The 12,206-nt window shown below is 65.1% G+C and carries 12 protein-coding genes; 7 read left to right on the forward strand and 5 right to left on the reverse strand.

Translation table 11 applies throughout. The annotated features are described in order from the left end of the window. Window positions 1–139 precede the first annotated feature (139 nt). The 3 genes from ACLBKS_RS09885 (at window position 140) to ACLBKS_RS09895 (ending at window position 2,833) form a co-directional block, all read left to right on the forward strand. On the forward strand, window positions 140–706 hold the full coding sequence (locus ACLBKS_RS09885; RefSeq protein ID WP_410192632.1) for a cob(I)yrinic acid a,c-diamide adenosyltransferase: 567 nt from the start codon (window positions 140–142) through the stop codon (window positions 704–706). Then, a complete protein-coding gene (locus ACLBKS_RS09890; protein ID WP_410192633.1) occupies window positions 703–1,092 on the forward strand; it encodes a hypothetical protein in 390 nt (129 codons plus the stop codon). Before ACLBKS_RS09885 ends, ACLBKS_RS09890 begins: the two co-directional genes overlap by 4 nt. Before the next feature lie 331 nt (window positions 1,093–1,423). Continuing rightward, entirely contained in the window at window positions 1,424–2,833 is a 1,410-nt protein-coding gene (locus ACLBKS_RS09895) for an MATE family efflux transporter (protein ID WP_410192634.1), read from the forward strand. Window positions 2,834–2,881: 48 nt separating this feature from the next. Here the strand turns inward: ACLBKS_RS09895 and ACLBKS_RS09900 are convergent, their stop codons facing one another. Then, window positions 2,882–3,307 carry a hotdog fold thioesterase gene (locus ACLBKS_RS09900; RefSeq protein WP_410192635.1) on the reverse strand — a complete coding sequence of 142 codons (426 nt, stop codon included), beginning with the start codon at window positions 3,305–3,307 and terminating at the stop codon, window positions 2,882–2,884. 159 nt (window positions 3,308–3,466) lie between these two features. Beyond that, entirely contained in the window at window positions 3,467–3,724 is a 258-nt protein-coding gene (locus ACLBKS_RS09905; RefSeq protein WP_410192636.1) for a SlyX family protein, read from the reverse strand. Window positions 3,725–3,984: 260 nt separating this feature from the next. Between ACLBKS_RS09905 and ACLBKS_RS09910 the strand changes: the two genes are divergently transcribed. Further along, window positions 3,985–5,760 (forward strand): methyl-accepting chemotaxis protein, encoded by a 1,776-nt coding sequence (locus ACLBKS_RS09910; RefSeq protein ID WP_410192637.1) that lies wholly within the window; start codon window positions 3,985–3,987, stop codon window positions 5,758–5,760. A gap of 48 nt (window positions 5,761–5,808) precedes the next feature. Here ACLBKS_RS09910 and ACLBKS_RS09915 read toward each other — a convergent pair whose 3' ends face one another. Next, window positions 5,809–6,783: a LysR family transcriptional regulator gene (locus ACLBKS_RS09915; RefSeq protein WP_410192638.1), complete on the reverse strand. Its 975-nt coding sequence runs from the start codon at window positions 6,781–6,783 to the stop codon at window positions 5,809–5,811. A 187-nt stretch (window positions 6,784–6,970) separates the two neighbouring features. Here ACLBKS_RS09915 and ACLBKS_RS09920 point away from each other — a divergent pair, with 187 nt between their 5' ends. Then, entirely contained in the window at window positions 6,971–8,167 is a 1,197-nt protein-coding gene (locus ACLBKS_RS09920; RefSeq protein ID WP_410192639.1) for an acyl-CoA dehydrogenase, read from the forward strand. A gap of 2 nt (window positions 8,168–8,169) precedes the next feature. Continuing rightward, complete coding sequence (locus tag ACLBKS_RS09925) at window positions 8,170–9,423, forward strand: CaiB/BaiF CoA transferase family protein (protein ID WP_410192640.1); 1,254 nt, start codon at window positions 8,170–8,172, stop codon at window positions 9,421–9,423. A 75-nt stretch (window positions 9,424–9,498) separates the two neighbouring features. On the opposite strand, the gene ACLBKS_RS09930 is transcribed toward ACLBKS_RS09925, so the two are convergent. Further along, a complete protein-coding gene (locus ACLBKS_RS09930) occupies window positions 9,499–10,404 on the reverse strand; it encodes a DMT family transporter (RefSeq protein WP_410192641.1) in 906 nt (301 codons plus the stop codon). Window positions 10,405–10,621: 217 nt separating this feature from the next. Between ACLBKS_RS09930 and ACLBKS_RS09935 the strand changes: the two genes are divergently transcribed. Beyond that, window positions 10,622–11,587 carry a M14 family murein peptide amidase A gene (locus ACLBKS_RS09935; protein ID WP_410192642.1) on the forward strand — a complete coding sequence of 322 codons (966 nt, stop codon included), beginning with the start codon at window positions 10,622–10,624 and terminating at the stop codon, window positions 11,585–11,587. A 43-nt stretch (window positions 11,588–11,630) separates the two neighbouring features. Here ACLBKS_RS09935 and ACLBKS_RS09940 read toward each other — a convergent pair whose 3' ends face one another. After that, complete coding sequence (locus ACLBKS_RS09940) at window positions 11,631–12,053, reverse strand: universal stress protein (RefSeq protein WP_410192643.1); 423 nt, start codon at window positions 12,051–12,053, stop codon at window positions 11,631–11,633. Window positions 12,054–12,206: the final 153 nt, after the last annotated feature.

Consider the following 12,206-nt stretch of genomic DNA (forward strand, 5'->3'; position numbering starts at 1 on the left):
GTCTAAGGGGCGGCTGCGCGGGCGGGGGGTGAGGGCGATAATGCCGCGCTGACGACCTCCGAGCCCAGTTTGCCGATGCGGGCCTTGTCTTGCCCGGTCTGCGACATGACCCTCTTCACTTTGTTCCAAGGCCACCACGATGGGCAACCGCCTCACCCAGATCGCGACCCGCACCGGCGACGACGGCACGACCGGACTGGGCGACAACAGCCGCGTGCCCAAGGATGACCTGCGCGTGCAGGCCATGGGCGACGTGGACGAGTTGAACTCGCACCTGGGCCTGCTGCTGTGCGAGCCTTTGCCGGACGGGGTCCGCGAGCTGTTGGTCGAGGTGCAGCACGAGTTGTTCAACCTGGGCGGCGAGTTGTCCATTCCAGGCTTCGAGTTGCTCAAGTCCCAAGCCGTGCTGGCCTTGGACGAGGCCTTGGCCCAGCACAACGAGACCTTGCCCCGGCTCAAGGAATTCATCCTCCCCGCTGGCACGCGGGCGGCCGCGCAGGCCCATGTGTGCCGCACCGTGGCGCGTCGGGCGGAGCGAGCGCTGGTCGCGCTGGGTGCGCGGGAAGCCGTGCGCCCCGAAGCCCGGCAGTACCTCAACCGCCTGTCGGATCTGCTCTTCGTGCTGGCCCGGGTGCTGAACCGCATGGATGGTGGTGACGACGTGTACTGGCGCAGCGAGCGGCTGCGCCGTGGGGAAGAAGCGTGAAGCAATCGTTTGCGCGCGCACGCTGCATCGTGGCCCTTGCGCGTGTCGCGCGTGCCGTCACCCGGGCGTCCTGGATGTTGCTGCCCTTGCTGGGCTTTCAGTCCGGGGCTTGGGCCGAGGAGCTGGTCAGCTACCGCTGCGAGCCCGTCTACCAGCCGGCGCGCAGTGTGTGGGTGCGCACGGTGGGGCTGGTTCACGACGACAAGAAGATCACCGAAGTGCGGATCGATGGCGTGCCGGTCTACAGCTTCAATGTATACGGCGCCCGCGTGCTGACCGCGCTGGACAACGAGCGCATCGCCTTCGACGCGGACCAGCTGAGCTGGCAAAGCGATTGGCGTGGCGTCATGCAGGCCCAGGGCCGTTGCGAGCGCGCCTCGGACTGAGCGCCCTGATGGGTGAACCTCGCTGGGTGCGATTGCCTGAATCCGGGCAATCCGGGTAGATTCACGCCATGACCCTCCAAGCCTGAGACCCGGGAGCGCTTCAGGCGGCTCCCGAACTCCATTCTTCTGTCCCGTTGTCCCCCGCCGACCTTGACGCGTGGGCGGCACGACTTCAACGTCGCCGATCTTTGACGGCGCAGGTTGCCAAATCAAGGCGCGCCCTCTCAATGCGCTCGCGAGGAGCTTGTTGGCATCTTGGGGAATCGTGTCCGGACGAATCTGGGCTGGCCTCAGAATCCTCCTCAGAACCAACCACAACATACTTTGCTTCATGAACTCTGAATCGCCCATCACACACGCGACAAGTTCCGCCCGGTCTGTCCACGCCAGCGACCCTGTCGCGCGGTCCCTGTGGAAAATCTTCCTGCTGTTCCTCGGGCCGATGATCCTGGCCAATCTGTTGCAGTCGCTCTCGGGCACCGTCAACAACATCTTCGTGGGTCAGTTGCTCGGTACGCAGGCCTTGGCCGCCGTGGCGGGCATGTTCCCCATCCTGTTCTTCTTCATTGCGCTCATCATCGGCATCGGCGCGGGCGCCTCCGTGCTGATCGGCCAGGCCTGGGGCGCGCGCGAACCCGGGAAAGTGAAGTCCATCGCGGGCGCGGCCCTGTGCTTGAGCTTGCTGATCGGCCTGGGGGTGGCCCTGTTTGGCGGGCTCTACACCGAGCCGATGCTCCAGGCGCTGGGCACGCCTGCGGACGTGCTGCCCTTGGCTTTGGGCTACGCGCGTCCGGTGATGCTGGCCATGCCAGCCCTGCTGGTATTCATTCTCTACACGCAGCTGCTGCGCGGTGTGGGCGACACGGTCACGCCCTTGTATGCCTTGCTGTTGTCCACGGCCGTCTCCTGCCTTCTGACACCGGCGTTCATTCTGGGTTGGCTGGGTTTGCCGCGCTTGGGCGTGGCCTCGGCCGCCGTGGCGGCGATCTTTTCCTTCGTCATCGCGCTGGCGTACCTGGTCGCTTACCTGAGCTGGCGCGGTCATCCCCTCGCGCCAGACGCACGCCTGCTGCGCGCTTTGCGGCCGGACTGGCACTGGCTCAAGTTGGTGCTGCGCATCGGCCTGCCCACCTCGGTTCAGATGATCGTGATCGCCCTGTCCGAGGTCGCCGTTTTGTCCCTGGTCAATGAATTTGGCTCGGACGCCACCGCCGCGTATGGCGCGGTCAATCAGGTCGTGAACTACGTGCAGTTCCCGGCGCTGTCGATCGCGATCACGGCCTCCATCCTGGGCGCTCAGGCTATCGGCGCCGGTCACTCCGACCGCCTGGCCGCGATCACGCGCACGGGGCTGCTGCTCAACCTGCTCATCACGGGGGGCTTGGTGCTGCTGGGCTACCTGGCGTCGCGGCCTCTGATGCAGATGTTCATCACCGATGAGCGCGTGGTGAGCATGGCGCAGAACCTCCTGCACATCATGCTTTGGAGTTGCCTCGTTTTTGGATTCGCCACCCTGCTCGGCGGCGTGATGCGCGCCAGCGGCTCGGTGCTGGTGCCCACGGCCATTGCCATCGTCAGCATTGCCTTCATCCAAGTGCCGGCGGCTTGGTTCTTGAGCCGGCATGCGGGCATAGACGGCGTGTGGATGGCCTATCCAATCGCCTTCAGCGCCATGCTGTTGATGCAGGCCGCCTACTACGGCCTGGTTTGGCGCAAGCGCAAGATCAAGCGCCTGGTCTGAGCCCAAGAAGCGCGCCGCCGGGTCACGGGGCGCGCCATGAACGCGGTGTTAGCGTGGGGTCAACACCGCCATGGTGATGCGCGAGATGCAGACCATCTCGTCGGCGTCGTTGCGCAGTTCGATTTGCCAGACATGCGTGCTGCGTCCGATGTGGATGGGGCGCGCCACCCCAGTCACCCAACCGGCGCGCGCGCTGCGCAGGTGGTTGGCGTTGATGTCCAGGCCCACCACTTCATGGCCCTCAGGGCTGGCGTAGTAAGCGCCCATGGAACCCAAGGTCTCGGCCAGCACGACCGACACACCACCATGCAGCAGGCGCATGGGCTGCACCGTGCGTGCGTCCACCGGCACGCGCGCTTTGATGTAGTCCGGTCCCACGTCCAGGAACTCGATGCCCAGATGCGTGATGGCGGTGTTTTGCGCGTAGTGGGTGGCCGACTCGACGCTGACGGGCTTCTTCCAGATGGGGGTCATGGTGGCGAGGGATAAAAGAGGATGCGCCGGATTATCCGAACACAGACTTGCGTCGCCAAGCCGCGATTGCAAAAAAGCAATCCCTGCAGACCTTTTCAGGCGAGTCTGTGGGCCTAGGGCCTGTTCGCACTTGGGAAATGAGTGTGAGCAGGCCCTGGGTCAGTAATGCGGTGGGCGCTCCTCGCGTGCATCGCGTTGAGTCGCGCCCTGCGCGGGGTCGCGCTCGGGCAATTGCTTGCGCAGATGTTCGATTTGCCTTTGCAGCGACTCGATCTGCTGCTGTTGGCGATACACCGTCAGATTGAGTTGCTCTAGCAAATCCTCGGCATAACTGGCCTTGATTTCTAGCTCATCCAAACGCAGCGACGTTTCCGGGCTGGTGGGTTCGGCGGTCTCGCGCGCGCGATCGTGTGTCATTCGAAGTTTCTGAATTCGGTGAAACGCTGATTTTGCGGCAGCTTGCGGCGCGTGGGCACGCACCCGACAATTGCGGGCGGGTCGATGAAGCGCATGGGCGCATGCGAGAGGGTTGCACTGGCGTGACAAGGCACACCCTGGTTTTCACTGTTGACGCGGAAAATGAGATCGCGTCCATTTGCATGAGCTGCATTGGCTAACGATGAGGATCGCGTCGGCCCTGGTCTGCGCGTTCAACCAAATTAAGGAAAGGCGAACTCATGTTGTTCTCCAACCTGAAAATCGGCGCCCGTTTGGCCCTGGCCTTCGGTATCCTGCTTTTCATCACTCTGGCGGTGGCGTTGCTCGGCATCTGGCGACTGGACACGCTCAAAAACACCAGCGAGGAAATCGCCACCGTGGAGATGCAGCGTGCCCTGCTGGCGCAGGGCTGGAGCGCGCAGACCACCATCAACTGGATACGCGCCTCCGCCGCGCTCAAGACCAAGGACACCGCCTACCAGGAGCAATTGGCCAAGGACATGGCGGCCACGTCGAAGTCCATCAGCGAGGATCAGAAGGAACTGGTGACCCTGATCACCGACGACAAGGGCAAGGCCTTGATGGAGGAAGTGGCAGCCAAGCGCAAGGTCTACGTCGAAGCGCGCGCAGCCCTCATCAAGCGCCAGCAGGCAGGCGAAGACATCATGAGCGTGGTCGACAAGGACCTGCTGCCCTTGGCGACGGCCTACCTCAAATCACTGGACGACGTGGCCGATCACGCGCGCGGCTTGCTGCTCAAGACCCAGGGTGAGGCCCAGGTCATGGCCCAGCGCAGCCAGATTGGGCAGAGTGTGGGTGTGGCACTGGCCGTGCTGTTGGGTGTGGTGCTGGCCATTGTGGTCACGCGGTCCATCGTGCGGCCTGTCCAGGACGCGGTGACCCTGACCCAGCACATCGCCGAGGGTAACCTGACCGCCAGGCTTGAATCGAACGCCAAGGACGAAATCGGCCAGCTGCTGCGCGCGCTGGACACCATGTCCGACCACTTGAGGCGCGTGGTGACCGAGGTGCGCATCGGGGTGGAATCCGTCACCGCGGCGGCCGGTGAGATCGCCAAGGGCAGCGCCGATCTATCGGCGCGGACCGAGCAAACCGCGGCCAATCTGGAGCAAACCGCGGCCAGCATGGAAGAACTCACCAGCACCATCACGCAATCGGCCGATACGGCCGTGCAGGCCAACCAACTCGCAGGCAGCGCGGCGGGCGCGGCGCAGAATGGCGGCGTCATTGTTGAGCAAGCCATCGTCAGCATGGGGCAGATCACCGAGTCGTCCAAGAAGATCTCGGACATCATTGGCGTGATCGACGGCATCGCCTTCCAGACCAACATCCTGGCCCTGAACGCGGCGGTGGAAGCCGCGCGGGCGGGTGAGCAAGGCCGTGGGTTCGCCGTGGTGGCGGGCGAGGTGCGCGCGCTGGCGGGCCGCAGCGCCGAAGCGGCCAAGGAGATCAAGACGCTCATCAGCAATTCCGTGCAGGCCGTGGACGAAGGCTCGCGCCAGGTCAGCCAGGCAGGCCAGAGCATGGGCGACATCGTCAACAGCGTCAAACGTGTTTCCGACCTGATCGGCGAGATCAGCACGGCCGCCGCCGAGCAGCGCGATGGCATCAACCAGGTCAACCAAGCCGTGGGCAACCTGGACCAGATGACGCAGCAGAACGCAGCCCTGGTGGAAGAGTCTTCCGCGGCGGCCGCCACCATGCGTGACCAGGCGCAACGCTTGGCCAGTGCGGTGGCGGTGTTCAATGTGGGGGACGCCGTGACCCTTCCTGCACAGATGCCTCCACCGCATGTGCCTCGGGTCTCCCCAACGCAACGGGTGACGGCAAACGCAACGCCAGCCCCCAAGCCCCGACCCGCTGCCACCCCATCCGCGCCCTCGGAAACCGCCACGCCCAAGGTGGAGCCGCCTCCTAAGGCGCCGTCCAAACGATTGCCGGCAGCGGCGACTCCCAAGCCGCCTGCGGACGATGGCGATTGGGATGAGTTCTGACCTGGGCTTGGCCCGCCAATTCGCAGGAGCGACGGGCGAGCAGTTCGCTCAGTCAGAGGTCGAGATTTCCGCGGTAACTTGCGCCTGCGCCTGTGTCCGCAGCCAATCGCGCAGCTGACCAACGGCGGTTCGTTCCATCCGGTCCTGGTCCGGTTCTGGCGTGACGTAGTAATACGTCCGGCCGCTTTTCAAGGGGCGGGGGCAGGCGATGACGAGTTCGCCGCGAGCCAGCTCCTCCTCGATCAACATGGTGGGTACCAGGGCCACGCCCAGGCCATGCGCCGCTGCCATGGCGGTCATGGAAAACAGCTCGTGGCGTGGCCCTGCCATCGCACGTGGCGTGTCCACGCCCTGAGCTTCAAACCATTGCCGCCAGGCGGTCGGGCGCGTGCTTTGTTGAAGCAAAGGCAGGCTGGCGATCTGGGCGGGTGTCAGGCCAGGGCGGGTCGGTGCGGACCGGTGGCCCGCCGCGCGCTGCAGCAACGCGGGACTGCACACCGGCAGGACCTCCTCTTCCAGCAAAGGCGTGGCCTGCGTTCCGGCCCAGCGCTGCATCTGATCGGCCGTGCCGGCGTAGAGAGCCGCATCGAACTCCTGGTCCGCGAACAGAAACGGACGGGTACGGGTTTCGATGTGGACCACCATGTCCGGGTGCGCCTGCGTGAGCCGAGGCAGGCGCGGGATCAACCATCGCGTCGCGAAGGTCGCCACGGCGGCCAAGGCGATCACGCCGCCGTGCGCGCCATCGCCCTGCTGCGCCATGGCGTCCAAGGTGTCGCGTTCCAGCGCGGCCAGTCGCTGCGCGACCTGGCGTGCGTAAGCCGCGCCTTGCGCCGTGAGCACGACGCCGTGGCGACTGCGGTTGAAGAGTGTCAGACCCAGGAAGTCCTCCAAGGCCAGTATCTGGCGCGACACGGCGCTTTGAGTCAGAGCCAACTCCTGCGCTGCGCGCGTGTAGCTCTGGTGTCGGGCCGCAGCTTCGAAGCAGGCCAAGGCTTGGGTGGAGGGCAGCTTGCGGCGCATCGAAGGTATGCGTAATGAGGATGATGGGTGACTTGGAGTCCTGAAGCTCCAAAAGAGATAAGGCACGTCCAGTCTGGCAGATATTCTATTTCCGCATGACTGCACAAAAATTTCGCGTTTGCCGCGAACCACCCCGCGCACTACCATGCCGCCACATTCCGAGTGCCATCTTTCAAGGAGACCGCGCATGGCCGACAAAGCGACGTTCCACTGGGACGACCCCTTCCTGCTGGATCAGCAGCTGACCGAGGACGAGCGCATGGTGCGCGACGCAGCGGCGGCCTACTGTCAGGACAAGCTGGCGGCGCGCATGCCGCAGGCCTTTCGCGAAGAAAAAACCGACACGGCCATCTTCCGAGAAATGGGAGAGTTGGGCTTGCTGGGCCCCACCATTCCCGAAGCCTATGGCGGCCCGGGCCTGAACTACGTGGCCTACGGCCTGATCGCGCGCGAGGTCGAGCGGGTGGACTCGGGCTACCGCTCCATGATGAGCGTGCAAAGCTCTTTGGTGATGGTGCCCATCTTCGAATTCGGCACCGAGGCGCAGAAGCAGAAGTACCTGCCCAAGCTGGCCAGGGGCGAGTGGATCGGCTGCTTCGGCCTGACCGAGCCGGACCACGGCTCCGACCCCGACTCGATGTCGACGCGTGCCCACAAGACCGCGGGCGGCTACCGGCTCAAGGGCAACAAGATGTGGATCTCCAACAGCCCCATCGCGGACGTGTTCGTGGTCTGGGCGCGTGAGGTGAGCGAAGGCGGACAGACCGGACCGATCCGTGGTTTCGTGCTCGACAAGGGCATGAAGGGCTTGAGCGCGCCGGCCGTGCACGGCAAAGTGGGCCTGCGCGCCTCCATCACCGGCGAGATCGTGATGGACGATGTGTTCGTGCCCGAGGAGAACGCCTTTCCCGAAGTGCGAGGGCTGAAAGGACCGTTCACCTGCCTCAACAGCGCGCGCTACGGCATCGCCTGGGGCGCACTCGGCGCGGCGGAGGACTGCTGGTTTCGTGCCCGTCAGTACGTGCTGGACCGCAAGCAATTTGGCCGTCCGTTGGCGGCCAACCAGCTGATCCAGAAGAAGCTGGCCGACATGCAGACCGAGATTTCGCTGGGCCTGCTGGGCTGCCTGCGCCTGGGCCGCATGAAGGACGAAGGCACGGCAGCGGTGGAGATCACCAGCATCCTCAAGCGCAACTCCTGCGGCAAGGCCTTGGACGTGGCGCGGCTGGCCCGCGACATGATGGGCGGCAACGGCATCAGCGACGAATTCGGCGTGGCGCGACACCTCGTCAACTTGGAGGTGGTCAACACCTACGAGGGCACGCACGACATCCATGCGCTGATCCTGGGGCGTGCGCAGACCGGCATCTCCGCATTTAATTGAGCATGGCTGGCGCGCTCGAAGGACTCAAGGTCCTGGATCTGTCCCGCGTGCTCGCGGGCCCGTGGTGCACGCAGATGCTGGCGGACCTGGGCGCGGACGTGGTCAAGGTCGAGAAACCCGGTGAGGGCGACGACACGCGCCACTGGGGACCGCCGTTCGTGCACGACGCGCAGGGCCAACCCACCACGCAGTCCACGTACTTTCTGGCATGCAACCGCAACAAGCGCTCCCTGACTCTCGACATCGCCACTCCTGAGGGCCAGGCCCTGGTCCGCCAGATGGCGGCACAGAGCGACGTGCTGGTCGAGAACTTCAAGGTGGGGGGGCTGAAAAAGTACGGGCTGGATTACGAGAGCCTGAAGACCCTCAATCCACGCTTGATCTACTGCTCCATCACCGGCTTCGGGCAGGACGGCCCCTACGCGCAACGGGCGGGTTATGACCTGATGATCCAGGCCATGAGCGGCATGATGAGCATCACGGGCCGCCCCGACCATGAAGCCGGGGGCGGCCCCTTGCGCGTGGGCGTGGCCATCACCGACCTGTTCACTGGCCTGTACGCGGCGAACGCCATCCTCGCCGCTTTGAACGTGCGCGACAACGCCAAGACCGGCACCGGCCAGGGCCAGCACATCGACATGGCGCTGTTGGACGTGGGCATGGCCGTGCTGGCCAACCAGGCCACGGCCTACCTCAACACTGGCGACGTGCCGCAACGCCAGGGCAACAATCACCCGAGCCTGGCGCCGTATCAGGACCTGCCGACGGCGGACGGCGCGATGCTGCTGGCCATCGGCAACGACGGGCAGTTCCAGCGCTTCTGCGTCGCGGCGGGTCGGCCGCAATGGGCGCAAGATCCCCGCTACGCCAGCAACACGTTGCGCGTGCGGCACCGCGAGGTGCTGATTCCGCTGCTCAGCGCGTTGACGCGCACGCGCAGCACCGCGGATTGGGTGGCGCTGCTGGGCGACCAAGCCGTGCCCTGCGGGCCGATCAACGACATCGGCACGGCCTTCGCGGACCCCCAGGTGCAAGCGCGCGGCCTGCGCTTGAGACAGCCTTGCAGCCCGGCCGCCCAGGCGCAACTGCAGGTGGACACCTTGCAGACCGTGGCCAGCCCTCTGCGTCTGGCGGCCACGCCGCCAGTGCTGCGCCATGCGCCGCCCCTGCTGGGCGAACACACCTATCAGGTGTTGGCCGAGTTGGGGCTGGACGCCGCGCGCATCGCGGCCTTGCGGCAAGCGGGCGTGGTCTGAGGTCGTCGCTGACGCCTGCCTCTAGGTTCGAACAAGGGCCAGGTCGTGCCCCCTTCGCTCCGAGCGGCCGCGTCCTCAGGCCTTGCGGTTCACCAGCACGATGCCCAGTGTCACACCCACGAGCGCCACGACCAGTTGCGGCGTCAGCGTTTCGCCGAGCAGCAGCACGCCCGCCAGCAGCGCGCACAGCGGTGTGAGGAAGGTGAAGGAAGAGAGCTGAGTGGCTGGGTAGTGCCGCAGCATCCACATCCAGACCAGGTAGCTTGCGAAGGCGCCCACACCCGCTTGCAGGGCCAGCGACCCCCAAGCCCAGGTCGGGTAATCGAACGACCAGGGTTCGCCCAACGCGAGCGAAATCAAGGGCGACACCACAGCGCTGACGGCCAGTTGGTAGAACAGCGTTTTCTCGGCACTGATCGTCGCCATGCGGCTGCCACGGATGACCAGGGTGGTCAGGCCCCAAAACAGGCCGGCGGCCAGGGCCAGCGCGTCGCCGCGCAAATGGTTCGGCGCGGGGTGCTGCGCGCCGTCGTGCAGAAAGCCTTCGCTGAAAGCCAGCGCCACGGCGAGGAAAGCGATGCCCAGCCCCAGCCATTGCAGGCCCCGCAGGCGCTCCGCGGGCACGAAACGCGGCAGCAGCAAGGCCACCACGAAGGGCGCGCTGTAGAGGAACACCGTCAGGCGCGAAGCGTTCGTGTCGCGCAGGCCCAGGTAGATGCAGACGAATTCCGCCGCGAACAACAGGCCAGCGAGCAAGCCCGCACCCAAGGTGCGATCACGTGAGAACAAGGGCACGCCGCGCCAGCGGCACCACAGCAGCAGCAAGGCCGTGGCAACGGCGAAACGCAGCGTGGCTTGCCACAGCGGTGGGATCGTGCCCACGGTGGATTTGATCAGGATCTGCTGGAGTCCCCAGAACGCGCAGCAGACGATCAGCAGGGCGATGGCCGGGGTATCGAGGTGGGATTTGCGTTCCGTCATGGCAGAGCAGATTGTCACCCTGTCGTTGAGCCGTCCACGGTGGGGGCTTGGGCGCCGCGCCCCTGACGCCGCTGAAATGACCCGACATCGATGGCCTGCGCCCGACTGGGTGAATATCGGAGCGGACTGGCGTGGCGGCGGGTTCTAGAATCCCTGAATGGGCTTTTGGAACAGGACTGTTGCGGACCACTCGGCCGCATTTTTTGTGTGGACTGCAGTGACGCTGGCCGCTTGGACTTCGTTCCCAGGCGGCGCCAGTGCGCAGTCCGCCGACCCGCCGCAAGTGACGGCCCAACCCACGGGGATGCAAGCGTCCGGGGCATCACCGGCGATCGCACCTCCCTACGCCACCTTGGTGGAGCGCGATCTTCCTCCCCCGCTGGAACAGCGCAAGGGCAAGGTCTGTGACGAATTCTGGACCCGCCTGCCCAACGTGACTTGGGCGCTGTGCGAAGCCGCCCGCCTGGAGCACGGCGCGGGGCGTAGCGTGCGTGGTCGACCGATCTATGTGCGCGACGTGGAACCCACCGCGAAGCAGCGCTTGCGCGTGCTGGTCATCGGCGGTATCCACGGGGACGAATTGTCCTCGGCGTCGGTGCCGCTGCATTGGATTCAGTTCGCCCAGGCGGAGCCAGAGCAAGGCATCCTCTGGCGCTTTATTCCGGCGCTGAACCCGGATGGCTTGTTTGATCGGCCCTCACGCCGCGTCAATGCCAACGGCGTGGATTTGAACCGCAACTTTCCCACTCCGAATTGGGAGCACGACGCCACCCACTACTGGACGGTGCGCACCCGCAAGGACCCGCGCCGTTACCCCGGGGTCCAGCCCTTGAGCGAACCTGAATCCCGGTATCTGTTCGAGGAGATGCAGCGTTTCCGGCCGCACTTGATCGTGAGCATTCACGCGCCGTATGGTGTGCTGGACTTCGATGGCCCGCAGGAGCCTCCGCGCAAGCTGGGCCGCTTGAGCCTGAATCAGCTCGGTGTGTTCCCCGGCTCGTTAGGGCATTACGCAGGGGTGCACAAGGGCATGCCGGTGGTCACCGTGGAGCTGGTCAGCGCGACGCTGACGCCACGCAACGTGGAAATCCGTCGCATGTGGGACGACCTCCACCAATGGATGGGCATCACCTTGGCGCAGGTGGAAGCGGGCGAGGCCGTGCAGCCCCACATGCGCCGCTGAGGCGCTGGCTCGGCGAGCTGGTGGCCGAGCCAGGTTCCCGGGATCAGCGCACGATCAGCACGGGGACGTCGCAATTGGCCAGAACTTTGGTCGCTACCGACCCCAGGATCAAGTTCCCCAGCGTGCCGTGACCATGTGATCCCATGACCAGCAGGTCGAACTTGCCACTGGTGGCTAGCTTGGCGATCAACTCGCCGGCGCCGCCAACCTTCCAATCAGCTTTCGGTGTGATGCCCTGCTGCGCCAGGAACTTCGTGACCGGCTTGAGCACCTTTTCAGATTCTTCAGCGTAGTACTTCTCCACGATCTCCTTGCCCAGGGCGGCCCTCGCTCGCGGCGGTATTGCCGGCTGCACCGTGAACAGCACGTACTGGTGCTCGGTACCCAACAGGGTGTCGTGCGCTGCCAGGTAAGCCAGCATCTTCTTGGTGTACTCGCTGCCATCAACGGCCAAGAGAATCTTCATGGAAGGTTTCCTTTCGTGAGGTTGTCGCCAATGAAGACCAAGGTCCCCTGGCGCGTGGGCCGGCGTGGGTCGCCGGATCAATTGTCTCCAAGCCGAGAGTATCAGCCAGGCTTTGGATGATGAGCAGGTTTCGCGAGGCTTTTTTGCGCTGGG

It is taken from the genome of Hylemonella sp. W303a (genome assembly GCF_046452315.1).
Classification (GTDB): Bacteria; Pseudomonadota; Gammaproteobacteria; order Burkholderiales; family Burkholderiaceae_C; genus Hylemonella.

What these genes read in the sequence shown, in the direction of transcription:
- ACLBKS_RS09885 (WP_410192632.1), top strand. Translation starts at nt 140, where the DNA reads ATGGGCAACCGCCTCACCCAGATCGCGACCCGCACCGGCGACGACGGC.
- ACLBKS_RS09895 (WP_410192634.1), top strand. Translation starts at nt 1,424, where the DNA reads ATGAACTCTGAATCGCCCATCACACACGCGACAAGTTCCGCCCGGTCT.
- ACLBKS_RS09900 (WP_410192635.1), bottom strand. Translation starts at nt 3,307, where the DNA reads ATGACCCCCATCTGGAAGAAGCCCGTCAGCGTCGAGTCGGCCACCCAC.
- ACLBKS_RS09905 (WP_410192636.1), bottom strand. Translation starts at nt 3,724, where the DNA reads ATGACACACGATCGCGCGCGCGAGACCGCCGAACCCACCAGCCCGGAA.
- ACLBKS_RS09910 (WP_410192637.1), top strand. Translation starts at nt 3,985, where the DNA reads ATGTTGTTCTCCAACCTGAAAATCGGCGCCCGTTTGGCCCTGGCCTTC.
- ACLBKS_RS09915 (WP_410192638.1), bottom strand. Translation starts at nt 6,783, where the DNA reads ATGCGCCGCAAGCTGCCCTCCACCCAAGCCTTGGCCTGCTTCGAAGCT.
- ACLBKS_RS09920 (WP_410192639.1), top strand. Translation starts at nt 6,971, where the DNA reads ATGGCCGACAAAGCGACGTTCCACTGGGACGACCCCTTCCTGCTGGAT.
- ACLBKS_RS09925 (WP_410192640.1), top strand. Translation starts at nt 8,170, where the DNA reads ATGGCTGGCGCGCTCGAAGGACTCAAGGTCCTGGATCTGTCCCGCGTG.
- ACLBKS_RS09930 (WP_410192641.1), bottom strand. Translation starts at nt 10,404, where the DNA reads ATGACGGAACGCAAATCCCACCTCGATACCCCGGCCATCGCCCTGCTG.
- ACLBKS_RS09940 (WP_410192643.1), bottom strand. Translation starts at nt 12,053, where the DNA reads ATGAAGATTCTCTTGGCCGTTGATGGCAGCGAGTACACCAAGAAGATG.